This is a genomic window from Thermoactinomyces vulgaris, from assembly GCF_005886755.1.
Lineage (GTDB): Bacteria > Bacillota > Bacilli > Thermoactinomycetales > Thermoactinomycetaceae > Thermoactinomyces > Thermoactinomyces vulgaris.
In genome coordinates, this window is the sequence record NZ_CP039710.1 from 2,108,475 (window position 1) to 2,131,898 (window position 23,424).

The 23,424-nt window shown below is 47.3% G+C and carries 24 protein-coding genes and 2 pseudogenes; 1 reads left to right on the forward strand and 25 read right to left on the reverse strand.

What is annotated here, in order from left to right:
- Window positions 1-86: 86 nt before the first annotated feature.
- The 19 genes and pseudogenes from FA954_RS10740 to citZ all read right to left on the reverse strand — a co-directional run bounded on the left by FA954_RS10740 (window position 87) and on the right by citZ (window position 15,960).
- Entirely contained in the window at window positions 87-284 is a 198-nt protein-coding gene (locus FA954_RS10740; RefSeq protein ID WP_121873947.1) for a hypothetical protein, read from the reverse strand.
- Between the two features lie 47 nt (window positions 285-331).
- Window positions 332-1,264 (reverse strand): type 2 periplasmic-binding domain-containing protein, encoded by a 933-nt coding sequence (locus tag FA954_RS10745; protein ID WP_049719781.1) that lies wholly within the window; start codon window positions 1,262-1,264, stop codon window positions 332-334.
- Window positions 1,265-1,468: 204 nt separating this feature from the next.
- A pseudogene (locus FA954_RS10750) lies at window positions 1,469-1,775 on the reverse strand (phosphate signaling complex PhoU family protein).
- Window positions 1,776-1,961: 186 nt separating this feature from the next.
- Window positions 1,962-2,171: a hypothetical protein gene (locus tag FA954_RS10755; RefSeq protein WP_037993436.1), complete on the reverse strand. Its 210-nt coding sequence runs from the start codon at window positions 2,169-2,171 to the stop codon at window positions 1,962-1,964.
- Between the two features lie 293 nt (window positions 2,172-2,464).
- Window positions 2,465-2,737 (reverse strand): hypothetical protein, encoded by a 273-nt coding sequence (locus tag FA954_RS10760; protein ID WP_037993437.1) that lies wholly within the window; start codon window positions 2,735-2,737, stop codon window positions 2,465-2,467.
- A gap of 10 nt (window positions 2,738-2,747) precedes the next feature.
- Window positions 2,748-3,050, reverse strand: coding sequence for a hypothetical protein (locus tag FA954_RS10765; protein ID WP_049719778.1), 303 nt, complete (start codon window positions 3,048-3,050; stop codon window positions 2,748-2,750).
- Window positions 3,032-3,721 carry a hypothetical protein gene (locus tag FA954_RS10770; protein ID WP_138615093.1) on the reverse strand — a complete coding sequence of 230 codons (690 nt, stop codon included), beginning with the start codon at window positions 3,719-3,721 and terminating at the stop codon, window positions 3,032-3,034. Before FA954_RS10770 ends, FA954_RS10765 begins: the two co-directional genes overlap by 19 nt.
- A gap of 40 nt (window positions 3,722-3,761) precedes the next feature.
- The gene (locus FA954_RS10775; RefSeq protein WP_037993442.1) at window positions 3,762-4,295 is read right to left on the reverse strand and encodes a hypothetical protein; all 534 of its coding nucleotides are present in this window, start codon (window positions 4,293-4,295) and stop codon (window positions 3,762-3,764) included.
- A gap of 223 nt (window positions 4,296-4,518) precedes the next feature.
- A pseudogene (gene pstB, locus FA954_RS10780) lies at window positions 4,519-5,253 on the reverse strand (phosphate ABC transporter ATP-binding protein PstB); the annotation flags it as partial.
- A gap of 36 nt (window positions 5,254-5,289) precedes the next feature.
- Window positions 5,290-6,111, reverse strand: a complete 822-nt coding sequence (gene pstB, locus FA954_RS10785) for a phosphate ABC transporter ATP-binding protein PstB (RefSeq protein WP_082240562.1) — start codon at window positions 6,109-6,111, stop codon at window positions 5,290-5,292.
- A gap of 13 nt (window positions 6,112-6,124) precedes the next feature.
- Entirely contained in the window at window positions 6,125-7,015 is an 891-nt protein-coding gene (gene pstA, locus FA954_RS10790; protein ID WP_049719775.1) for a phosphate ABC transporter permease PstA, read from the reverse strand.
- Window position 7,016: 1 nt separating this feature from the next.
- Window positions 7,017-7,955 carry a phosphate ABC transporter permease subunit PstC gene (gene pstC / locus FA954_RS10795; RefSeq protein ID WP_052186618.1) on the reverse strand — a complete coding sequence of 313 codons (939 nt, stop codon included), beginning with the start codon at window positions 7,953-7,955 and terminating at the stop codon, window positions 7,017-7,019.
- Window positions 7,956-8,030: 75 nt separating this feature from the next.
- Window positions 8,031-8,933 (reverse strand): phosphate ABC transporter substrate-binding protein, encoded by a 903-nt coding sequence (locus tag FA954_RS10800; RefSeq protein ID WP_121873946.1) that lies wholly within the window; start codon window positions 8,931-8,933, stop codon window positions 8,031-8,033.
- Window positions 8,934-9,063: 130 nt separating this feature from the next.
- Window positions 9,064-10,806, reverse strand: coding sequence for a two-component system histidine kinase PnpS (pnpS, locus tag FA954_RS10805; RefSeq protein ID WP_138615094.1), 1,743 nt, complete (start codon window positions 10,804-10,806; stop codon window positions 9,064-9,066).
- Window positions 10,803-11,516: a response regulator transcription factor gene (locus tag FA954_RS10810; protein ID WP_037993448.1), complete on the reverse strand. Its 714-nt coding sequence runs from the start codon at window positions 11,514-11,516 to the stop codon at window positions 10,803-10,805. Before FA954_RS10810 ends, pnpS begins: the two co-directional genes overlap by 4 nt.
- 140 nt (window positions 11,517-11,656) lie before the next feature.
- Window positions 11,657-12,130 carry an FAS1-like dehydratase domain-containing protein gene (locus FA954_RS10815; protein ID WP_037993451.1) on the reverse strand — a complete coding sequence of 158 codons (474 nt, stop codon included), beginning with the start codon at window positions 12,128-12,130 and terminating at the stop codon, window positions 11,657-11,659.
- 221 nt (window positions 12,131-12,351) lie between these two features.
- Window positions 12,352-13,293, reverse strand: coding sequence for a malate dehydrogenase (gene mdh / locus FA954_RS10820; protein WP_037993452.1), 942 nt, complete (start codon window positions 13,291-13,293; stop codon window positions 12,352-12,354).
- Window positions 13,294-13,312: 19 nt separating this feature from the next.
- Entirely contained in the window at window positions 13,313-14,608 is a 1,296-nt protein-coding gene (icd, locus tag FA954_RS10825) for an NADP-dependent isocitrate dehydrogenase (protein WP_037993454.1), read from the reverse strand.
- A 239-nt stretch (window positions 14,609-14,847) separates the two neighbouring features.
- Entirely contained in the window at window positions 14,848-15,960 is a 1,113-nt protein-coding gene (gene citZ / locus FA954_RS10830; protein ID WP_037997609.1) for a citrate synthase, read from the reverse strand.
- Window positions 15,961-16,396: 436 nt separating this feature from the next.
- On the opposite strand from citZ, the gene ytvI reads away from it, so the two are divergent.
- Window positions 16,397-17,545 (forward strand): sporulation integral membrane protein YtvI, encoded by a 1,149-nt coding sequence (gene ytvI, locus FA954_RS10835; protein ID WP_037997610.1) that lies wholly within the window; start codon window positions 16,397-16,399, stop codon window positions 17,543-17,545.
- Between the two features lie 51 nt (window positions 17,546-17,596).
- Here the strand turns inward: ytvI and FA954_RS10840 are convergent, their stop codons facing one another.
- From FA954_RS10840 to accD, 6 genes are all read right to left on the reverse strand, one after another.
- Entirely contained in the window at window positions 17,597-18,001 is a 405-nt protein-coding gene (locus FA954_RS10840) for an FxsA family protein (protein ID WP_138615095.1), read from the reverse strand.
- Entirely contained in the window at window positions 17,998-18,426 is a 429-nt protein-coding gene (locus FA954_RS10845) for an acyl-CoA thioesterase (RefSeq protein WP_082240772.1), read from the reverse strand. Before FA954_RS10845 ends, FA954_RS10840 begins: the two co-directional genes overlap by 4 nt.
- Before the next feature lie 323 nt (window positions 18,427-18,749).
- Window positions 18,750-20,504 carry a pyruvate kinase gene (pyk, locus tag FA954_RS10850; protein ID WP_062842869.1) on the reverse strand — a complete coding sequence of 585 codons (1,755 nt, stop codon included), beginning with the start codon at window positions 20,502-20,504 and terminating at the stop codon, window positions 18,750-18,752.
- A gap of 21 nt (window positions 20,505-20,525) precedes the next feature.
- Window positions 20,526-21,485, reverse strand: coding sequence for a 6-phosphofructokinase (gene pfkA / locus FA954_RS10855; RefSeq protein ID WP_037997618.1), 960 nt, complete (start codon window positions 21,483-21,485; stop codon window positions 20,526-20,528).
- Window positions 21,486-21,578: 93 nt separating this feature from the next.
- Window positions 21,579-22,544 carry an acetyl-CoA carboxylase carboxyltransferase subunit alpha gene (locus FA954_RS10860; RefSeq protein WP_037997620.1) on the reverse strand — a complete coding sequence of 322 codons (966 nt, stop codon included), beginning with the start codon at window positions 22,542-22,544 and terminating at the stop codon, window positions 21,579-21,581.
- On the reverse strand, window positions 22,544-23,401 hold the full coding sequence (gene accD, locus FA954_RS10865; protein WP_037997623.1) for an acetyl-CoA carboxylase, carboxyltransferase subunit beta: 858 nt from the start codon (window positions 23,399-23,401) through the stop codon (window positions 22,544-22,546). Before accD ends, FA954_RS10860 begins: the two co-directional genes overlap by 1 nt.
- Window positions 23,402-23,424 lie beyond the last annotated feature (23 nt).

Here is a 23,424-nt window from a genome sequence, read left to right on the forward strand (position 1 = left end):
CCATCGCTTTTTATATTTGAAATCAATGTATTTTTAGACTATTTTGCATCATTGGCTTGACGGCTCATAAAAAAAGAGAGGGCTTTTCAGCTCTCTCTTTTCCCGCAGCTTGCAGGCTCCCCGTCCTCATCCACCTGCCTCACGCCCCCTCCAAAATGCCATCCGTTTGACTCCACCCATTCAAGAAAAGCGTCCACAAACTCATCCAGATCCACGTTTTGATTTTGGTCATTGGCAAAAACACAACCGTCCACCAGTACTCTGATCTGTTTTTTCTTATCCATATCCGTCCATCTCCTCCTCGCCAAGTTTATGCTTTTGAAACCGGCGGCTACTCTTTCATCCGCTCACCGGCCCCTCTTTCCGCCCTCTTTCTGGGATTCAACACATCCATCAATCGTTGCCTGAGAAGCCTTTGGTTCTTCTCTTTCACTTTGTTTTTGAGCTCAAAAAGATTGGTTTCCTCAGGATCGATCAGTCCGGTTTTCCGGTAGAATTTCTCGATTTCATCGATCGTTCCCTTAATTTCTTCGGAAACCTTGCCAAACGACTCATCGATCTCCTCTTCCAAGACCAACAAGCCCAAATCCATTTTCATGGCAATCACCAGCTGTTCCAAGCTGACTTTCCTTGCTTTGGAAGCTTTCCTGTATTCATGCCACTCCGTGATCTGCTCCAAAGGGACATTTCCATAGTGTCTCCTGCCCATATTGATTTTGCTTGTCACTTCCAAATAGCAACTTGCCGTCCAATTTCCCAACAGGTCCATCACCGTGGGGGAGACGACCAGGTATTTGCTTCTGCAAAACTGGTAAAAATGCTCGATTTCCTTTTTCAAATTTGCCAGTGCATCATGATAATCCGGCCGGACGGCCGTTCGCTCAAACTCCTGTTCAATCTTCTGCACCTTCTCCCAAATCCGGCTGTATGCCTCAAACTTTTGATCATACACTTTCTGGCTCATGACAGCCGTTTTCGACCGGTTGTAAATATAAAAGGTTGTGACCACCGTGAGCGCTGTCACCAAACTCTGAATAGCTCCTCCATATACCTCCGGACTGTTCAAAGCCTCCGGATCCAGCCCGAGGGATTTGAAAAAATCCTTGGTATGGGGGGAAATAAAAAATTTGAAATTGATGAATAAGAGCACGACAACAAAAGCGGCGATCCCCCATTTCACGGCTCTTTTCCATTTTTGCCTTCTCAAAATCTTCTGCCTCAATTTCCCGTCCATCGGCTCGGGGATGTCTAAAAACAGCATCATGCATGACCTCCAATCATCGTTGACATGAGACATTATAAACTGCAAAATGTTCCAAAACATCCCCCTTGAACCATTTTTGAGACAACGGGAGCAAAACACAAATGAAAAAACAGGGAACATCACCGTCCCCTGCCTGTCCTTCTTGCTTTTCCCAGGTCCCTTCAGCCTCCAAAAAATCCCCCAAAGGGTCCGGACAAAATCCTGTTAATTCAAATCCATTTGTTTACCGGTTTCCATATATACAACACTTTCGGCAATATTGGTGACATGGTCCGCTATTCTTTCCAAGTCGGATGCAATCTTCATCGCCTTGAATATCTTTCTGAGATCGGTGGCCAGGTTGTTGGGTTGCAATCAGTTTGACCACGGTATCATCGATTTTTTCTTCCATCTCATCGACATGGTGGTCTTCCCGGATCACTCCTTGCGCAACCGTAACTTCTCTTTTCTCAAAAGCCTTGAGCGCTTTGTGAATCGAAACTTCCACCTGCTCCCCCATCTTCAACAACATGGACTCCAGAGAGAAAAGAGTTAAAATAAAAATTCTTCATTCAATCAACTTCGGCTTTGAAACTTCAGTGTATCGGCTTTGGAAATCATCAAAAAGTCATTTACTCAATTGCTTCTACGATTAAAAGGGGAAAATCCCCTTCAGATAATACACCAAATATAGCGGAAATGTTCCACTTCATAATCTTTATGCAATCAAGTTCAACAATTCTTCTCTCCTAATTTTCCTATCACTGCCTGCCGGATAATTTTCCAATAGGTATTGTTTTAAACGACATTCTTCTTGGTATCCGTCTACTTTTTTAATTTCTTGTGTAAACGCGTTTATCATTTCATCATCAACAATCTCAATAGAAAGCATAACCACACCATTTTGCCCAGCTATTGGCATCGCCATGGATCACATCCCAAGCACTAATTTCTTAATAATCCATTGAATTGTTCTATTTATAAATCATACGCCTGCTTTCTTCCATATACATAATGGCTTAAGCAGGCGTATTCCCAGCTTAAAGTTTTTTATCAATCCCATAATTAAGATTCAATAAGTGATGCTTTCATTTAAAAATCATTCCCAATCCAGATCATTGGAAAGCTCTCTCGTTTGGTAAAAATACTTCATCGCATGGACTACTTCTTGAAAACCCACCAGATGAATATCTGCTATATCTGTTGCAATTTGACCTGTAGCTAAAAAAAGTATTCATCAGGGTCTCCATTTGGGTTAAGCAAGGTATTAAAATCACCATTTTCATCAAAGAACTCAACAATATATACTCTTTGTCCTTTCTCTTCAATAAACTCTCCACCCACTACTGTCATAAATCCAACATCTTCTATTTTTAGACTTGCTTGACTCACTTTCTTGCCATCCAGACTTTCCAAGACTTCATAAACTTTTTCCCAAGTAGGATTTGAAATTACTTTTGATTTATTTTGAATACTTAATTCATAATTTTTCAATATATACCACCTACCAACTTTGTCTTTTATATCCCGGTCTTGGACGAATTATTTCCTTTCCATCAGGTGTTTTAACAATCAATTCATCTAGTCCCACTTCTTCAACTAGATTTTGAACACCTCTACCATCACCACATGGTCCGCAAAATGGACGGTCTACCACTAATGTGGCTTTCCCACCTAGTATCTTTTTGCTCTTTCTATACTTATATAAATGCCAAAATACATCGCCTTCTGCATGAGTATAGGTTTGTCCATTTGTAGCAAATTTCTCCCGGGGGGTACCTAGTTTTCCTATTTTTCTTTTGCCCATTCCTTCCTCAATTCTGAATACCCTCCTACATCAATTCCCCATCCACTTCTTCCCCAAATTTGTACTCCATCCGATTCAAGTACTGCGACGGTATTTCCACTCTTCAATATATCATTTTCTATTAACAAGTTATCCTCTTTTAAAAACGGGATTCCTAATTCTTTTCTTAATTTAGCAACATATTCTAAGCTTAGTTTTCCTTCCGCTTTTCTATATTTTTCTATTGAATTTACCTTCACTATTTTCTGTCCTTTAATAATTGCACCGTTTTTTAGTTTATATCCTTTTCCTTTTAACCCTTCTTTACTTAAATCTGTATATTCTGCTATATGTTTTACATTTTCTCGTCTTTGTTCCAGAGAGAGTGGCTTTGCAGATGAAGAATTTCCACCTGAAGTTACTCCATCTGGAGCATGAAAACAATTAGAAAATGGAATATCAATTAAAGCGTGATATCTCCCCGTTTGCCGAACCGCAACACAATCGCCAACTTTGTTGAAAACATTTTTGACAATCGGGGTTTTGGCCAGTACCGGTTCCAGTGATGCAACGGCTTTATTAATCGCTGGTTGGGCAAAGTGAACCACGGCGACGGAGCCGGCTCCAAAAATTCCTGCCAAAATGGCATTTTTCCAATTGATCTTCCGTCCATGCAAAATATCGTCTGCCACACTGGTGCCGGCACCCTCGACGGCTCCGATGGCTCCGCCTTTACCAAACATTTTCTGAAGAGGTGCCGGCAATTTGGAAACCAGTTTTTGTCCTCCGCGAAGAACAGGCCCCCAAGACTTTGGAATTCTTGGCACCCATGATCAGTTTTTGTCCGATACCGCTCGCCAATCCCCGGGAAGCTCCTGCCGTGATGCCTCCGCCGACCAATCCCAAGATGCCGCCAATGGCTACTTCCAAGAAGGTCATTTTGTTAATTTCCCAACCATTCAGGGCCATACTGATCACAAATGACAAAGCCATACCACTAAGTACGGCTCTCCCTAACGGTGTGGCAAAGATGCACAAGACGATCCCCAAAATCAAAACACCGGCAAAAGCTATATATTCTTTATATTTTTTCCCCCATTCCCAAGCCGTTGACATCGTATCAATCACGACTTCTGCCATTTTGGAGCAAATCTTGGTGAGCCAATCCCAAAAGGCAGCCGCTTTCTCTTTGGTCCATTCCCATGCCCCTGAAATTTTGTCCCCGAACCAATCTCCAACCTTTGACAATGATTCGGTAACAGACAATTGAATTTCTAACTAATTTTTAACAAAAAAATAAACCTGCTCTTTTGCAGGTCAAGCAATATGCTTCAGTTTTTGTGTATATTAAATTTTCAGGTGTTCGAGTTTTTCAAGATCCATATAATCCCAGAAGAAATTAAAGTTAGGTTGGGCACAAGCTTTACTGAAGTGGAATTCTTTTAATGAATGATCCAACGGACGGGCCAAGAAGGACCCTCTCCTTTCCTCAACCAAACCGGCCTTGAATATATTCTTCCGTCCGGCGGTCCCGGGGTCGGGTAAACAGTTGCCAGGTGTCATTTTCTTCCAACACTTCTCCATTTAAGAAAAACACGGTTTGATCCGACACCCGGGCGGCTTGTTGCATATTGTGAGTGACCATCACAACGGTGTAATTTTCCTTTAACTGGACAACCAATTCTTCCAAGCGTTCGGTGGAAACCGGATCCAGGGCGGAAGCCGGTTCATCCATCAGAATGATTTCCGGCTCCACCGCCAACACGCGGGCAATCACCAAACGCTGTTGCTGTCCTCCCGACAACCCCATGGCCGACTGGTGAAGCCGGTTCTTCACTTCCTCCCATAAATGGGCTTGCGTCAATGTCCGTTCCACAATCTCATCCAGCTTCTTTTTTTCTTTCACCCCGTGAACACGGGGCCCGTACGCCACATTATCGTAAATGGAAACGGGGAAAGGGTTGGGTTGTTGAAAAACCATCCCCACTTTTTTCCGGAGTTGCACCAAGTCCACTTCCGGTTCATAAATGTTTTTCCCGTCAATCAAAATCCGGCCGGAAGTCTTCACCCCCGGAATCATGTCGTTCATCCGGTTGATGCTCCGGAGCAAGGTGGACTTCCCGCACCCGGAGGGACCGATCAATGCTGTGACTTTGTTTTTCCTGATATTGAATTGAATGTTTTTCAACGCTTGCTTCTCCCCATAAAAGAGATTGAATTGTTTAATGGAGATTTTGTCCGCCATTTGACTCCCCTTCCTTCAACCAAATCGTCCGGTCAAATAATCCCCGGTCTCTTTCTTCCCGGGCCGGGTAAACAGCTCCCGGGTCTCATTCCATTCAATCAAACGCCCCATGTAAAAATAAGCCGTATAATCGGAAACCCGGGCAGCCTGCTGCATGTTGTGGGTCACCATGACAATGGTGAACTCTTCTTTTAATTCCCGGACCAACTCCTCAATTTTGGCAGTGGATACCGGGTCCAGCGCGGAGGTGGGCTCATCCAGCAAGAGGATTTTCGGTTTCACGGCAATGGCTCTGGCAATGCACAACCGTTGTTGCTGTCCGCCGGAAAGCGTCAAGGCAGACTGATGCAAACGATCCTTGACTTCCTCCCACAACCCGACTTTCTTCAAGCTATCCTCAACAAGTCCGTTCAGCTCTTTTTTCTTGGCTCCGTAAATCCGGGGAGCAAAAGCAATGTTTTCATAAATCGATTTGTGAAACGGGTTGGGGCGTTGAAACACCATTCCGATCCGGCGCCGCAAGGCATTGGCATGAATCCCGGGGTCGTTGATGTCAATGCCCTCCACCAAAATTTTTCCTTCCACACGGGCGCCCGAAATCGTGTCATTCATCCGGTTTAAGCATCGCAAAAAAGTGGACTTCCCACACCCGGAGGGGCCGATCAAAGCCGTGACATGATGTTGATGGAAAGGGAGATTCACATCTTTCACCGCATGATTTTCGCCGTAATAAACGTTTAAACCGACGGTTTCCAACTGGACCACCCGATTTTTCGTTTCCAGTTGCCGGCCCTGTTTTACCTTTCCCTTCACAGGCAACCCGACCGTTTGTAACATCCCGCATTCCCCCTTATCGATTGGATGTAAGGCGTGCATGAATCCACCGCCCCAACCAACGGGCAAGCAGATTGAAAATCAAAACAGCGATCACCAGCAAAGCAGAAGCCCCGGCAGCCACTTCCTTGGCATCGGGAATGATCCCTTCGGCATTGACTTTCCAAATGTGAACCGCCAATGTCGATGCCGGGCGGAACGGATTGAACGGTGAAGCCGGTGAGGTAACATCCCAATGGGTAAAGTCCAGCGGAGGCGAAGTCATTCCCGCTGTAAACAACAAGGCGGCGGCTTCCCCAAACACACGGCCCGAGGCCAAAATGGTCCCGGTGATAATCCCCGGCAATGCAGCCGGAAGCAACACTCTGCAAATCGTTTGCCAATGCGTCACTCCGAGAGCCAGACTGGCTTCCTTCTGCTCCCGGGGAACCGAGGACAAAGACTGTTCCACAATCCGCACCATCAAAGGCAGGTTAAAGACGGACAAAGCCAGTGCCCCCGCCAGAAGCGAATATCCCCATCCGGTGTATTGGACAAACACCAACAGGCCGAACAGACCGACCACAATCGAAGGAAGGGAAGACAACACTTCGATACTCAAGCGGATGAAGCCGGTCAGCTTGCCGGGTTTGGCATACTCCGCCATGTAAATGCCGCCACCCAGCCCCAACGGGATGGTGATCAACATCGTCAACACCAGAAGATAAAAGGAATTGAACAACTGCGGCCCGACACCTCCGCCACCGGTCAAAACCGAACCCGGCGCTTCGGTGATAAACGCCCAATCCACCACTTTCAAACCGCGCATCAAAATAAAACCGATCAGTCCGAGCAATATTCCGACGATCAAAACGGCGATCGCATAAAAGATCGCGGTTGCAATCCGGTCGATAACTTTTGCGTTCATGTCAATCTTCTCTCCTTCGGGAAATAAAACGGATCAAAAAAATAAAAATCAGGGTCATGAGTAGCAAAATCAGTGCCATCGACCACAGCACATCCTGTTCGGTTGTTCCTTGGACGGTATTTCCCATGTTTAAAGTGATCACACTGGTCAGGGTGCTGATAGGGGTGGTGAAGCTGACCGGCAAATTGGGGGCATTTCCGATCACCATTTGGACCGCCAAGGCTTCCCCGAACGCCCGGGCCATTCCCAAAACCACTCCGGTCATCAATCCGGGCATCGCCGAACGAACCACCAGCCGGGAAATGGTTTGCCAGCGGGTTGCCCCCAGTGCATAAGAGCCTTCCCGAACCGTTTTGGGGACGGCTTGAATGGCATCTGCCCCGACACTGATGATGGTGGGCAAAATCATCACGGCCAAAACCAGCATTCCGGATAACAAGCCGAATCCGAAACCGCCGGCCACGCTGCGTATCCATGGAACAATGACTGTCAGGCCGATGAATCCGTAAACGACAGACGGAATTCCCACCAACATTTCAGTGACCGGCTGCAAAATTTTCCTCCCCCAACCCGGCGCAATTTCCGTCATAAAGATGGCTGCACCGATCCCGAGCGGGGCACTGATGATCACCGCACCCGCGGCAACCGCCAGCGAACCGTACACAAAAGCAAGCACTCCGTAAAAAGGGCCGCCTTGCTCCGGTGAAATGGCGGGACCCCACTGCAATGAAAAAAATTCAGACAAGGTGATTTCGTTTCGGAAAAACGGGGCAATTCCTTTGGAAGCAATAAACCAGATGAGCGAAAATAAGGTCACGATTAAAATCCACGCACAAAGAAACGTGATGATTTTTCCTTGTTTTTCAATTCTCAACATTTTCCGTTCGGGCTGAATCAGTTCTTCTTTCAGCGAACGGTTTGCGGAAGCAACTTGTTCCATCTTCCATCTCCTTCCTGTCCTGTCCAATGAAAGGGACAGAATTTGCAAACCCCTGTCCCTTCAGGATGCCGGAAATTATGATTGGATCGGGGTCACCTTGCCTTCAACGTCCCGCTCCACCTTCATTTCGCTGATGGGGATATACCCCAGTTTTTTCACCAATCCGTTTTGCACTTCATCGGACTGGATATATTGGATGAAAGCTTCTTCCAACTCTTTGTTTTTGCCGTTTTTATGGGTGTACATGTGTTCATACGCCCAGATTTTCCATTGATTGGTGTACACATTTTCATTGGTTGGCTCGTCACCATCCACTTTCAATGCCTGCACCGAATCATCCACGTAAGAGAAGGCAAGATATCCGATGGCTCCGGGCGTTTCTGAGACGATTTTGAGAACCGTTCCGGATGATTCTTCCTCAATGCCGCCTTCACCGCGGAATTCCTGATTTTCGTTTAATCCGTATTTGGTGAAGGCCGCCCGTGTCCCGGAGCTGGCCGGGCGGTTCACCAAGACTATCGGCTGATCTTTTCCGCCAAGCTCTTTCCAGTTTTTGATTTTGCCTGTGAAAATATCAATCAGCTGTTGCCGGGTCACATCCCCGACCCCGGTATCCGGATGGACAACCGGCGCAATTCCGACAACAAACACTTTATGGTCAACGACTTGATTGGGATCGATTTTTTCTTTTTCTTCAGCGTAAACATCGGAATTTCCGATATCGGCCGTATCATTCATGACCGCACTTAATCCCGCTCCGCTTCCACCTCCCTGAACATTGACTTGCACGCCGGGATTTGTGGCGGTAAAAGCATTGCCCGCTTCATCGACGAGCGGTTGCATGGCGGTGGAACCCACCACGGTCAACGTGCCGGACAATTTCCCGTTGCCCTCGCCTTGGCCGTTGCCTCCACAACCTGTCAAAGTTCCGAGGGCGAAAAACAAAACCCCGGCAAGCAAAAAACCTTTTTTCAGCATGGTAAAAGTCCCCCTACTGTCAGGAATGATTCCGTTCAACACTTTGAACTTTAATCTTTTTCTTTTATATACAAATAAAACAGCTGTAAAGATTCTGTTAATCTCTCACAGCTGTTCAGATTCACACGATTTAGTCATCCTTCAGGTGCAGGGGAAAAGTCAACCGGAATGACGTGCCTTGCCCCACCCGGCTTTCCACATCAATCTTGCCTTGGTGCACTTCCATCAAATGTTTCACAATGGCCAATCCCAGACCGGTGCCCCCTGAATCGCGGGATCTGGCTTTGTCCACCCGGTAAAAGCGTTCAAAAATGCGCGGCAAATCCTCGGCCGGTATGCCGATTCCCGTATCTCGAACTACAAGCGTCCATTCTTTGTCATCGCCGGTGGCCCGGACCGTGATGCACCCGCCTGGAGGGGTGTAGTTCATGGCATTGGAAAGCAGATTCAACAAAATTTGCCGGAACCGGTCTTGATCGATTTCCACCTCAAAAGGTTCCGGAATCTCCATGGAAAAGGAAAGCCCTTTGCTGAAGATCCGGTCTTTGACCGTCTTGCTCACATTTTCAAGCAGGGTTTCAACCGGAACCCGTTCCAATTTCAAAGGCATCTTTTTGGATTCGATTTGCGTCAATTCCAGCAAATCGCCAATCAGCCGTTCCAACCGCAAACTCTCTCCATGAATAATGTCAAGAAATTCCCGGCATGTTTCTTGATCGGACATCGCTCCATCCAACAACGTTTCGGCAAATCCCCGGATGGAAGTGATCGGCGTTTTCAATTCATGGGACACATTGGCCACAAAATCTTTGCGCAATTGTTCCAGACGCCGGATGGCAGTCAAATCATGAAAGACCACCACCACGCCGACTCCGTTTTTTTCCACCCACATCGGCGCCAGATTGGCTTCCAGCATTTTTTCTTCCGGATAGTACAAATGGATTTCTTTACGGATTCGCATGTTTTTTTCGGCACACTCGGTAATCAGGGAGCGAATGTCGTAAGGATAAGTTAATTGCTTAAAAGAACGGCCGATCAAATCACTTTCGGGTATCCCGAACATCCGCTCAAACGCCCGGTTGGCCAAACTCACTTTTCCGGTGGCATCAATCATGATCAGGCCGCTTTCCATCGATTCGATGATGCTGTTTAACCGGCGTTCGTTTTTCCGGATCATTTCCATCTGTTTTTGCAAACTGTGGGACATCCGGTTGATCGCCTGCCCCAAATGCGCCATCTCATCCCCGCTTTCATGCCGGATCCGGCGATGAAAATTCTTGCGGGCAATGTCAACTGCCACCTGGGTGATTTCTTCCAACGGACGAGTGACTCCGCCGGCAATGCGGGAACTGAAAAATGCGGCCAAAGCATAAGCAATCAAAAGTCCCAGCACCAGGGAAACCCACACTTGGTGCAACGACTGATTCACTTCTTTGATATCCAAAGACAGCCGGATCGCTCCGACCACTTCTTTTCCTTTTTGAACGGGAACGGCAGCATGCAAATAATCATCCCGGATCGCGGTTCGCACACCCCCTTCTTTCCCGCTTGCCAGTGCATTTTTCACTTCCGGAAGTTGCAGTCCCGTTTTTGAATCCAATGTTGCGTTGCCAAACGGCTTGCCATGTACGTCAAAGAAATTGACGTGCACGCCCAACGTCCGCTCATACAACTCTTTTTGCTTCTTCAAAGCTTGCTGATCCGTCCACTGCACGGTTTCAGCCAACACTTTGCTTTCTTTCTCCAAGCGGTCGGTTAATGAATCCAAATAGGAAGATCTGAGCAGCAAAGCCACAAAAACCCCGGTTCCCAGCACGGAGCACCCGATCAAAATCAAAAAAGACCAAGTGATTTTCGCTCTCAGTGATCTCATCTTTCTTTGGGCCCTTCAAATTTATATCCGATTCCGCGAACGGTTTTGATATAAACGGGGTTGCGCGAATCCGCCTCGATCTTATCGCGCAAATGGCTGACATGAACATCCACAATCCGGGAATCGCCAACATAATCATAATTCCAGACCGCATTGAGCAATTGATCCCTTGACAGCACTTTTCCGCGGTGGCAGGCCAAGTATAAGAGCAACTCAAATTCTTTCGGGGTTAAATCGACCTCCTGGTGATCCCTTAAAACCACATACCCTTCCGGGTCGATTTGCAAATTCCCGATCCGCATCACCGACGGGTTCCCGCGTTCCTGCGCTTCCCTTCTCAACACCTCAATCCGGCGGAAAATGGCTTTGACACGCGCCAAAAGCTCCCGCGGGCTGAATGGTTTGGTCATATAATCGTCAGCACCGAGCTCAAGCCCCAGCACTTTATCCAGTTCATCCGTTTTGGCTGTCAGCATCAAAATGGGAATATGCCTTTTCTCCTGTCTGAGCCTGCGACAGACTTCCAACCCGTCCATTTTGGGCAACATCAAGTCCAACACCACCAAGTCCGGATGGAATTGATCCGCCATCTCCAACGCCATTTCCCCGTCATACGCCACCTCAACCTGATACCCTTCTTTCTTCAGGTTGAATTGCACTAACTTCACAATGGACGGTTCATCATCCACCACCAAGATTTTTTTGCTCATCGCCGTTCGCCCCCCTTTTATTCTCGCCATGAATTATTCCAAATTCTTTCATCTTTTATTTACAAAGCAAATCATAACATAACAAAGTTAAGAAAAAGTAAAAAAAGCACCTTCCCTTAAGAAGGTGCTTTCGTCCTTTGTCAAAAATTATCCAACAGATTGTCCATCATGGGATTTAAGGGTTGCGGCGGCAATACATCAATTTCTCCTTCCGCAATGGTACGCGCATCGCCGGTGACCAACACTTGTAAAGTAATGTTCCGGTCCGCGGGATTCTTGTCCTTCACCGTCAGTGAAAAAGAAATTTCATTTTCCGGATGAAAGGTTTCAGGAAAAGACAAACGCATCTCTTTCACAACGCTTCCGGGTCCCGGCAACTCTGAAGAAATCAATGCTGAAATCCAACTGACAATGAGTCCGGACGGAACGATCACCTGGCGGTATCTTGTCTGAGCAGCGTAGCTTTCTTTCAGGTAAATGGGATTGCAGTCGTCTGCCGCTCCCAAATAAGCAAAAATATCGCGCAAAATCACCTTTTTCTTGACTTGAATCCCGTCGCCCACTTGAATTTCGTTCCAACCTTTTCCTGTGGTCACTAATTTTCCAAAGTCCAAGCGAACCCCTCCCTATGTATCCGCTTTCATTTTAGCATACTTGAATGAAAATTCATAGAAAAGCAAAAAGACTTAAAAGGCCTTTTTATGCCGGCGGGCAGCTTGATCAATCCGGTTTATGCCTAGTTTTCCCTTCCGCATCGTTTTTTCATGCATCCCACCGCCGTTTTTTGGTAAAGAAAATGCCCGGAGCATCGTCCGACTCCGGGCAAAGGCGCTTGTTATTGCTGTAAAACTTTCATCACGCTTTTCACAGATTCCGCCGATTTGTCCAGGGCTTTCTTTTCCTCTTCCGTCAAATCGAGGACGATCACTTTTTCCAAACCACTTCCGCCCAAAATGGTCGGCACCCCGAGATACAAATCGTTGTATCCGTATTCGCCCTCCAGATAAGCAACCGCCGGCAAAATGCGTTTTTTGTCTTTCAAAATCGCTTCGGCCATTTGAACCAGCGAAGCGGCCGGCGCATAATATGCGCTTCCGTTCCCCAGCAAGTTGACGATCTCTCCGCCGCCTTTGCGTGTCCGTTCCACAATGGCATCCAGACGGTCTTGGGGAATCAGTTTCTCCAACGGGATGCCGCCTGCATAGGAGTAACGCACCAAAGGCACCATGTCATCCCCGTGGCCTCCCAAAACAAATCCGCTGACGTCTTCCACAGACACGTTCAATTCCTGGGCAACAAAAGTGCGGAAACGTGCCGTATCCAACACGCCGGATTGGCCGATCACACGGTGTTTCGGGAAACCGGAGGTACGGTAAACCTCATAGGTCATGGCATCAACCGGGTTCGTCAACACAATGATGATGCAATCCGGGGAATATTTAACCACTTGTTCCGTCACGGAACGGACGACTCCGGCGTTAATGTTGACCAGGTCATCCCGGCTCATTCCCGGTTTGCGCGCCACTCCGGCCGTGATGATCACCAAGTCGGAATCTTTGGTATCTTCATAGTTGCTGGTTCCGATGATGTTGGCGTCAAATCCTTGGACAGGACTGGCTTCCAACATGTCCAACGCTTTTCCTTTCGTGGGGTTTTCCGCTTTTGGGATATCCACAAGTACAACGTCACCCAATTCTTTTTGTGCAAGCATTAATGCTGTTGTACTGCCGGTAAATCCCGCACCGATGACAGAAATTTTTCTGCGTCGAATGGCCATTTGGCATCCTCCTCAAATATTACAAGTTTTGAATCAGGTGGTCTGCAAACTCAGAACATTTGACTTCTGTTGCTCCATCCATTAAGCGGGCAAAGTCATACGTAACGGTTTTGTTGCTGATGGTTTTGCTCATGGATTGGTAAATGAGGTCCGCCGCTTCTTGCCATCCCAGATGTTCCAGCATCAAGACGCCGGACAAGATCACCGAACCCGGGTTTACTTTATCCATTCCGGCATATTTGGGAGCCGTGCCGTGTGTCGCTTCGAAAATGGCGTGACCGGTTTTGTAGTTGATGTTGGCTCCCGGCGCAATTCCGATTCCGCCAACTTGTGCCGCCAATGCGTCGGAAATGTAATCCCCGTTCAGGTTTAAGGTGGCGATGACATCATATTCGGCAGGACGTGTCAGGATTTGTTGCAAGAAGGCATCTGCAATCACATCTTTTACGATGATTTTTCCTTCTGCTTCGGCTTTGGCTTGCGCTTCGTTGGCAGCTTCCGTTCCTTTTTCTTCTTTGATGCGGTCATATTCGGCCCAGGTGAACACCTGATCTTTGTAATCGCGCTCAGCTACTTCATAACCCCAATTTTTAAAGGCCCCTTCGGTAAACTTCATAATGTTTCCTTTATGTACCAAAGTGACACTTTTCCGTCCATGTTCAATGGCATAATCGATGGCCGCTTTCACCAACCGCTCGGTTCCTTCCGAAGAAACCGGTTTGACCCCGATTCCGGCCGTTTCCGGGAAGCGGATTTTTTTCACGCCCATTTCTTCTTGTAAAAATTGGATGACTTTCTTCACTTCTTCGCTTCCGGCTTCCCACTCGATTCCGGCATAAATATCCTCGGAATTTTCCCGGAAGATGACCATATCCACATCCTGCGGTTTTTTCACGGGAGAAGGAACACCTTCAAAATAACGAACCGGACGCAAGCATACATACAAATCCAATTCTTGCCGCAACGCGACATTCAATGAACGGATGCCGCCACCCACGGGTGTGGTCAACGGGCCTTTAATGGCAACGAGATATTCACGAATGGCTGTCAAGGTGTCTTCCGGCAACCATTCTCCCCATTGGTTGTAAGCTTTTTCGCCGGCATACACTTCATACCAGGCAATTTCTTTTTTCCCTTGATATGCTTTTTCAACAGCGGCATCCAAAACCCGTTTGGCCGCCGCCCAGATATCGGGACCGGTTCCGTCGCCTTCGATGAAAGGAATAATCGGATTGTCGGGGACTTGAAGCTTTCCGTTTTGTACTGTAATGGGTTCACCTTTTGTTGGCGCTTCTAACTGTTTAAACAATGCCATCTTTCACACTCCTTTACAATAATCCGAAAAGGGACAGGAGAAAATGGCCCGTCCTGCCCGAACATCTCACTGAACAGGTGCTGGCAGGCATCGATTCAATGAAAAGCCGGCCACCCGTCCACCTTCACCATTTTATTTTAACAAAATTCAGTGGATCTTGCGAGGTGGGGGAGTTCTGCCCCATCCCGCCACCGCATCAACGGGATGGGGATGATGCCTGAATGAAAGAGAATTGCCTTTTACCTGTTTTCAACCGGAACATAACGTTGGTTGGTCGGCCCCACATACTCCGCACGGGGACGAATGAGACGGTTGTCCCGATATTGCTCCAAGATATGAGCGGTCCATCCGGTTACACGGCTCATGGCAAAAATTGGCGTGAAAAGATCCCGCGGAATGCCCAAATAAGTGTAAACCGAAGCGGAATAGAAATCGACATTGGGCTTGAGCCCTTTCTTCTCGGTCACCAGTTTCTCGATGGAGGTGGACATGTCGTACCATTTGGTATCCCCGTGTTGAGCTGACAATTGACGGGACATTTCCCGCAAATGTTTGGCGCGCGGATCCCCGTTTTTGTAGACACGATGACCAAAGCCCATGATTTTTTCTTTCCGGTCCAATTTGTCTTGGATCACCGTTTCGATGCGATCTGGGCTCCCGATTTCTTCCAACATGGCCATGACCCGTTCATTGGCTCCGCCATGCAACGGCCCTTTCAAGGTCCCGACCGCTGTCGTCACCGCCGAATAGATATCGGAAAGCGTTCCCGTGGTCACCCGGGCGGCAAACGTGGAAGCATTCAGCTCATGGTCGGCATGGAGCACAAGCGCTTTATCAAACGCTTTCACAGATACGTCGGAAGGCTCTTCGCCCGTTAACATGTACAGGAAGTTTGCCGCAAAGCTCAATCCTTTTTTGGGAGCAACCGGCTCCAATCCTTGGCGGATTCTGGCAAAGGCTGTAATGATGGTCGGGATTTTTGCCGTTAATTTGATCGCTTTTCTTTGATTTGCTTCCAGACTGTTGTCATCGGCTTCCTCATCATACAGGGCCAATGTGGAAACAGCCGTGCGCAACACTCCCATGGGGTGTACATCTTTCGGATACGCTTTCAATTGTTCATAAATGACATCCGGGATTTCCGCATAATCCTCAAAATTTTTCTTTAACTCGTCCAATTCCGACCGGGTCGGAAGATGGCCTTTCCACAATAAGAAAGCCACTTCTTCAAACGTTGCATTATCGGCCAGGTCATCAATGTTATATCCACGGTATGTTAAAACCCCATCAATAATCGAACTGATCTCGGAAGAACACGCCACGATACCTTCAAGACCTTTTGCAACCGTCATATGATCGCTCCTTTACTCAAAGATCTATGCCATGTGGGACACTACCTTTATTGAAAACGGTTAAAATTTTTTAATGAATGAACCATCATTCTCTTTACTAATTATAAAACATCTTTTTCAATAAAACATCATTTGTTCGTATTTACACAAATTTTGGACTTTTCTATTATCCTTGTTTATCAAATAATAATATTTAGCTAAATCATAATAAATATTATTATTTAAATTTATACATTTTGTAATTTTGGTAGTGCCCGGCTTTTTATATCGATTTTCATTTTATCATAAATTGAACAAATTATCACATCAGTTATTCACCATTGTTTATAATTGAACAAATTCAACGAATATTTTGCTTTGATTTTCTCCATGGATTGTCTTTTTCCATGGTATAATAAAACCGCAAAGAACGTTGTAACTGGGAGGTCCGCGTCAGATGGTTTATCCTAAGTGGATGGGAATCATTCTCCGGTCCCTTCTGGTGATCGGCGCACTGCTGGGTACATATTTATTGGTTTCATTCACCATGCCGCTGGTGTATCCCTTTGTGATCGGCTGGTTGATCGCCATGCTTATCGAGCCGATGGTCCGCTGGCTGAACAAAAAGGCCAAAATCCCCCGTTGGGCAGGAGTGACATTGATCCTGTTATTGCTTCTGAGCTTGTTGTTGACGCTGATTATTTTTTTGGTAGCCGAAATCGTGGTTGAATTAACGAAACTGGCGGACTTCCTGCCGGTGATTTTCGATAAGGTCGGCCAAACTTTTGTTCAGACATTCACGAAAGAAAACACTGATGTTCGCCGGATCATTGATACAGTGCAAACGTACCTGGAAAAAAATCCCGAACATGAACAACGCATCTCCCAAAGCATCCAGGAAAATATCGGGGTGATTGCCGATAAAGGAAGCGAATTCATCACCGGAATCCTTGTGGCCATCGGACAGTTTATCAGCAATCTGCCTTATTTAATCACGGTCCTTGTCTTTATCACGCTCGCCGCACTGTTTATCGGTTGGGACTGGCCGCGCTTACGAAAAAAAATATTATGGGTGATCCCCGTTGACATACAAAAAACAATCCGTACCATTTTAACGGATTTAAAAAAAGCGTTACTCGGATTTGTCCGTGCACAACTTGCACTGGTCACCATCACTGCCGTGATCATGTTGATCGGGCTCACGATATTAAAAGTTCCGTATGCCTTTACCATCGCATTTATCATCGGGCTGGTGGACTTACTGCCTTATCTGGGTGTCGGCGCCGTTTTGGTTCCCTGGATCATTTATTTGTTTTTGACCGGAAACCTTCAATGGGCGATCGGTCTTTCCATCACTTACGGAATCATTATCACCGTCCGTCAATTCCTTGAACCCAAATTGGTGGCAAGCAGCATCGGCATTGATCCGCTGCTCACCCTGATCTCGTTGTTTGTCGGCTTAAAGCTGTTTGGCATGATCGGGCTGATCCTGGGACCGGTTACGGTGGTGATTTTAATGGCTCTTCACCGGGCTCGTGTCTTCCAAGATGTCTGGAAATACATCCTCGGTCATCAACCGCCGGTTCTCCGGCAGAAAAAGGATTGACAGAAAAAACCCCATCCCCAAGCAAACAAGGAGTCCGAATCGGACTCCTTTTCAATATCTCCGGTACCATATGATTTCCCCGCGTTCGATTTTCTTCTTCAACCATCGGATGATCCAATGCTTGACAATCGCACGGGTATAAGGAAAGACCAAAAGAAAACCGGCCGCATCCGTAAAAAATCCGGGCGTGATGAGCAAAATGCCTCCGCTCAAAATACAAGCCCCGTCAAGCAAAGCTTCGCCGGGCAATTCCCCGTTTTGCATTTGGATCATGGCCAACCGGTACGTATTCCAACCTTCCCGTCTGGCAAAATAGGCTCCCAGCACTGCGCTCAAAAAAACGAGCATGATGGTCGGCAGGGCCCCGATCCATCCTCCGATTTCAATGAACAACCAGATTTCCAATGTCGGGATGACGATGATCGCACCGAGAAGAAACAAAAACAGATTTCTCATTTTCCTTCCTCCGTGAAACGGATGAACCAATCATAAAGCTCCGGAACCGCTTTCTTCAAATTCACCCGCTTCATGTTCCGGTCCACCCATAAATGAGAGGATTCCCCTTTTGCCAGACATTGGCCGGTCTCATGGTTTACCACTTCATAAGAAAAAATGATTTTCCACTTGTTCCAGTCTTTGATGCTTGTCCGCACAACCACCAAATCATCATATTTGGCAGAATACAGATATTTGCAGTGAATATCCACAACCGGCAGCAAAATGCCTTTCTCTTCCAATTTTTTATATGAAAATCCGTGTTCCCTCATGAATTCGGTACGCCCCGACTCAAACCAAACCAGATAATTGGCATGATAGACCACGCCCATTTGGTCCGTTTCCTGATAACGGACACGCAGCTTCGTTTCGGCCGTCTTTTTCATCATACGGATTCCCCCTTCGAATTGCACCGGTGACTTTTGACATATTGTTTTATTTGTCAACCTTTTTTTATAATAGCCTTAGCATAAATCAAACGGGAGCTTTCTTTACACATATTTTAAATCTTCCTCTCACATAATGTGAGTAACCACCCTCTTCATCCAACTCATATACAAACAAGGAGGGAAATCAATGAGCCGCAAAAAGAAGAAAAAGTTGCGCAGGAAACTTCGCTGGTGGGTCTTTCCGCGTTTGGGTCTGGTTCCATTTTCATTTTAATCATAACCGTCTTAAAGAAAAAGCGCTGGCTGATCCAGCGCTTTTTCTACAGAACGTTTGCCCTTCCTGAGTAAATTTGTCCGTGTTCCCCATCGACAGTCACTTCACTTTCGTTTGCCAACAGTTTCACGGCGTCTTTCACTCCCACAACCACCGGAATGCCCAAGCTGACACCAACCACCGCAGCATGCGAAGTCAAACCGCCTTCTTCGGTAATGACAGCCGAAGCCTTTTCAAATGCTTCCATCATGTCTTTATCCGTGCTGTGTGTCACAATGACGCCGCCTTTGACCATCTTGCGATTCAACTCATCCGCATTTCTTGCCACGACCACCGGACCGGTCACGACTCGTTTGCCGATTCCCTGTCCTTGAGCCAACACGCCGCCAATCACATGCACTTTCATCAAATTGGTGGTTCCTGATTTTCCGACTGGCACCCCGGCCGTAATGACGACCAGATCCCCTTGTTTCACGTATTGGTTTTCCAATGCCGTGGAAATGGCATAAGTAAACATTTCATCCGTTGTTTCCGCATTGATTCCCTTGATGGGATAAACTCCCCACACCAGCGATAATCTTCGCAAGGTCGATTCATTGGGCGTCACGGCAATCACGGGTGTTTTCGGGCGGTATTTGGACACCATGCGTGCGGTATATCCGGTTTCGGTCGGGGTCACGATCGCCGAACATTCCAATTTGTAAGAGGTATGCACCACGGCCTGGCTGATGGACTCGGTAATCGTGTGGCTGATCTCTCTGATTTTTTGTTGAAAACGTTCTTGATACCGAAGCGATGATTCCGTGCGAACGGCAATGCGTGCCATGGTACTGACGGATTCAACCGGATATTTCCCGGCTGCCGTTTCCCCGGACAACATGATGGCATCGGTTCCGTCCAAAATCGCATTGGCCACGTCGCTGGCTTCCGCCCGGGTGGGCCTTGGATTGCGTTGCATGGAATCCAGCATTTGCGTCGCCGTGATCACCGGTTTGCCCAGATGGTTGCATTTTTTGATCATTTCTTTTTGGACAATCGGCACTTCTTCAACGGGAATCTCCACTCCCAAATCGCCACGGGCCACCATCAAACCGTCACTGACATCCAAGATGCTGTCCAGGTTGTCAATTCCTTCCTGGTTTTCAATTTTGGAGATGATCGGGATATTGGCTTGGTGCTCCTCCAAAATTTCCCGGATTTCCAAAACATCCTGGGGCTTTCTCACAAAAGAGGCCGCGATAAAATCGACTCCCTGTTCAATTCCGAAAAGAATATCTTTGGCATCTTTCTCCGTGATGCCCGGAAGGTTTATTTTGACCCCCGGGATATTCACCCCTTTGCGGCTTTTTAAAACACCGCCATTGTCAATGATGCATTCGATCTCGGAGCCATGAACCCGTTCCACGGTTAATCCGATCAAACCGTCATCAATCAAAATCGTGGCGCCCGGTTGGACATCCTGCGGCAACCCTTGGTAGGAGACGGAAATCCGTTTTTCATTCCCCAATACCTGTTCGGTTGTTAGTGTGACCTTGTTTCCGGCAACCAATTCAATCTCCGGCTTTTCCAAATCACCGGTGCGGATTTCCGGGCCTTTGGTATCCAGCAAAATCGCAATATTTTTTCCTTCTTCTTTCGCCGCTTGCCGGATATTTTCAATCCGCTGTTTATGTTCTTCATGAGAGCCGTGGGAAAAATTCAAGCGGGCCACATCCATGCCGCTTTGAATCAGCTTTTTTAGCACCGGGATCTTTTCACTCGCCGGACCAATCGTACAGACAATCTTTGTTTTACGAAGCATCCTGCTACTCATCTCCTCATGTTAAATCGATAATATCTTTGCCAAGTCATATAATTCCATATCGGGTTGATGCTTCATGGAAAAAGCCTCATCAAAGTCAATTCCGACCAATTTATTATTTTGAATCGCCACCATTTTATCCTTTTCTCCTCCACGCAAAAGATCGACCGCTTTAGCTCCCATCCGGCTGGCTAAAACACGGTCGAAAGCAGTAGGAGATCCTCCGCGCTGCACATGTCCCAACACGGTCACTCTTGTCTCAACGCTGAGTTTTTCTTTGATTTTCTCTGCAAATTCGACGCCGCTGCCCACACCCTCAGCAACAATGATGATGCTGTGTTTCTTCCCGCTTTCCGCTGCTTGTTTCAACCGGTTAACCACATCATCCAGATCATACGGCGATTCCGGAATCAAGATGGATTCGGCCCCGTCGGCCAATCCGGACCAGAGGGCAATGTCCCCCGCATTTCTTCCCATCACTTCGATTACATAAGTGCGCTCATGGGAAGTGGCGGTATCCCGAATCTTGTCAATGCAGTCGATGACGGTGTTGACTGCTGTGTCAAACCCGATCGTGAAATCCGTACCCGGAATGTCATTATCAATGGTTCCGGGAACCCCCACAGCAGGGAAACCCAATGCCGTCAATTTTTGGGCTCCCCGGAAACTGCCGTCTCCGCCAATGACCACCAATCCGTCGATTTCATGCTTTCTCAATTGCTCGACCGCTTTTTTCCGGCCTTCCTCTGTTTGAAACTCTTTGCAACGAGCACTATATAAAATGGTACCGCCGCGATGAATGATATCCCCGACCGATCTTAAACTCAACGGGCGGATATCCCCGTTGATCAAACCAGAATAACCGCGGATCACTCCATACACTTCCAGGCCATGATAATGTCCGCTGCGCACAACGGCACGAATGGCGGCGTTCATGCCCGGAGCATCACCACCGCTTGTAAGTACAGCTATACGCTTCATTGTTCAAATCACCTCATCAGATTCAGTATATCCCAGCCCTCAGGGACAAAAAACGTCCAACCGGGACAAAAAGAGAAACCGTCAAAACGGCTTCTACTTTGTGACCATTGAAGTAAATTCTCCGATCTTGGAAAATTTTTGATACCGATCCTCAATCAGTTCGTCTCCTGAGAGCAAAAGCAAAGATGACAGATGTTTGTTTATTGCTTGTTTAATATATTTTGATTGTAACATGGGATCTTGGTGAGCTCCACCTTTTGGTTCTGAAATAATTTCGTCAATGACTCCTAATTTTTTCAAATCTGCTGAGGTTATCTTCAAAGCTTCGGCTGCTTCCTGGGCTTTTGCCGCATCCCGCCACAAAATGGCTGCGGCCCCTTCCGGCGAAATCACCGAATAATAAGCATGCTCCAGCATCAACAAGCGGTTGCCGACACCGATGCCGAGTGCGCCTCCGCTTCCCCCTTCACCGGTGGTGACACAGATGATCGGGACCGAAAAACCGGCCATTTCCCGCAAATTCCTGGCGATCGCTTCACTCTGTCCCCGTTCTTCCGCTTCAATTCCCGGATGGGCCCCTTGTGTATCAATGAAGCAAATGATCGGTCGGCCGAACTTGTCGGCTTGTTGCATCAAACGAAGCGCTTTTCGGTACCCTTCCGGATGGGGAAGGCCGAAATTGCGGGCAATTTTATCTTTCGTGTCCGTGCCCCGTTCATGTCCGATCACCGTCACCGGACGCCCGTCCAACTTGGCAATGCCTCCGACAATCGCCGGATCATCCCCGTAGAGCCGGTCCCCATGCAATTCCATAAAATCAGTAAAAATGGTCCGGATGTAATGCAGGGTCGTCGGACGGTTCGCATGCCGGGCAATCTGGATCTTTTGCCAGGTTGTCAAATTCCCGTATATCTCATTTTCCAAACGGGCGGCTCTGTCTTCCAGCTTTGCGATTTCATCCGACAGATCGAGATTTTTTTCCTGCGAAAAATTCTCAAGTTCCTCAATTCTTTTTCTTAATTCAATCAGTGGTTTTTCAAATGGCAATGCATTTTTCATCAAGCTTCCCTCCTATCGGCGTGAAAATCCAAAATCCGTATCAGGGTTTCACGCATATCTGAACGGGGAACCACTTGATCCAACTGGCCGTGTTTCAACAAAAACTCCGCTGTCTGAAAATCATCCGGCAATTTTTGGCGAACCGTTTGCTCGATGACCCGGCGTCCTGCAAAGCCGATCAAAGCCCCCGGTTCCGCGATGTTGATATCCCCGAGGGAGGCAAAGCTCGCAGAGACTCCGCCCGTGGTCGGATGGGTCAAGACAGAAACAAACAATACACGATTCCGGTGCAATTTTTCCAGAGCCGCACTGGTCTTGGCCATTTGCATCAAGGATAAAATCCCTTCCTGCATCCGTGCCCCTCCGGAAGCACAAAACAGAATAAACGGGTACTTTTTCAGAACCGCTTTTTCCGCCGCACGGGCAATTTTTTCCCCGACGACCGACCCCATGCTCCCCATGCGAAAACGGGAGTCCATCACACCCAACACAACCGGATAGCCTCCCATGTTACCTTCACCGGTTATAATCGCTTCATTCAGATTGCTTTTTTCCATATCTTTTTTCAGTTTCCCCTGATAACCCGGAAATTCCAAAGGGTCGGCTGACCGCAAATCCGCGTCATATTCGATAAAACATCCGCTATCCACCAATGACTCAATGCGCTCCCATGCGGTCATGGGAAAATGATAACCGCACGCCTTGCACACTTTCAGGTTTTTTTCCAGCTCTTTTGTAATCAAGATTGTCCGGCATTTCGGGCATTTTTGCATAATCCCTTCGGGAATCTCTTTTTTGACCTGTTCTGAAGGAATGGTTGCGTACTTTTTCTGTTTCCTGAATAAATCTCGTAACACGTTAACACCTTCTCTGAAAGTCT

Bases quoted from the DNA above. Each gene is read 5' to 3' on its own strand.
- FA954_RS10740 (WP_121873947.1), bottom strand. From the start codon at position 284: ATGGATAAGAAAAAACAGATCAGAGTACTGGTGGACGGTTGTGTTTTT.
- FA954_RS10745 (WP_049719781.1), bottom strand. From the start codon at position 1,264: ATGATGCTGTTTTTAGACATCCCCGAGCCGATGGACGGGAAATTGAGG.
- FA954_RS10755 (WP_037993436.1), bottom strand. From the start codon at position 2,171: ATGGCGATGCCAATAGCTGGGCAAAATGGTGTGGTTATGCTTTCTATT.
- FA954_RS10765 (WP_049719778.1), bottom strand. From the start codon at position 3,050: ATGGGCAAAAGAAAAATAGGAAAACTAGGTACCCCCCGGGAGAAATTT.
- pstB (WP_082240562.1), bottom strand. From the start codon at position 6,111: ATGTTACAAACGGTCGGGTTGCCTGTGAAGGGAAAGGTAAAACAGGGC.
- pstA (WP_049719775.1), bottom strand. From the start codon at position 7,015: ATGAACGCAAAAGTTATCGACCGGATTGCAACCGCGATCTTTTATGCG.
- pstC (WP_052186618.1), bottom strand. From the start codon at position 7,955: ATGGAACAAGTTGCTTCCGCAAACCGTTCGCTGAAAGAAGAACTGATT.
- FA954_RS10800 (WP_121873946.1), bottom strand. From the start codon at position 8,933: ATGCTGAAAAAAGGTTTTTTGCTTGCCGGGGTTTTGTTTTTCGCCCTC.
- pnpS (WP_138615094.1), bottom strand. From the start codon at position 10,806: ATGAGATCACTGAGAGCGAAAATCACTTGGTCTTTTTTGATTTTGATC.
- FA954_RS10810 (WP_037993448.1), bottom strand. From the start codon at position 11,516: ATGAGCAAAAAAATCTTGGTGGTGGATGATGAACCGTCCATTGTGAAG.
- mdh (WP_037993452.1), bottom strand. From the start codon at position 13,293: ATGGCCATTCGACGCAGAAAAATTTCTGTCATCGGTGCGGGATTTACC.
- icd (WP_037993454.1), bottom strand. From the start codon at position 14,608: ATGGCATTGTTTAAACAGTTAGAAGCGCCAACAAAAGGTGAACCCATT.
- citZ (WP_037997609.1), bottom strand. From the start codon at position 15,960: ATGACGGTTGCAAAAGGTCTTGAAGGTATCGTGGCGTGTTCTTCCGAG.
- ytvI (WP_037997610.1), top strand. From the start codon at position 16,397: ATGGTTTATCCTAAGTGGATGGGAATCATTCTCCGGTCCCTTCTGGTG.
- FA954_RS10840 (WP_138615095.1), bottom strand. From the start codon at position 18,001: ATGAGAAATCTGTTTTTGTTTCTTCTCGGTGCGATCATCGTCATCCCG.
- FA954_RS10845 (WP_082240772.1), bottom strand. From the start codon at position 18,426: ATGAAAAAGACGGCCGAAACGAAGCTGCGTGTCCGTTATCAGGAAACG.
- pyk (WP_062842869.1), bottom strand. From the start codon at position 20,504: ATGCTTCGTAAAACAAAGATTGTCTGTACGATTGGTCCGGCGAGTGAA.
- pfkA (WP_037997618.1), bottom strand. From the start codon at position 21,485: ATGAAGCGTATAGCTGTACTTACAAGCGGTGGTGATGCTCCGGGCATG.
- FA954_RS10860 (WP_037997620.1), bottom strand. From the start codon at position 22,544: ATGAAAAATGCATTGCCATTTGAAAAACCACTGATTGAATTAAGAAAA.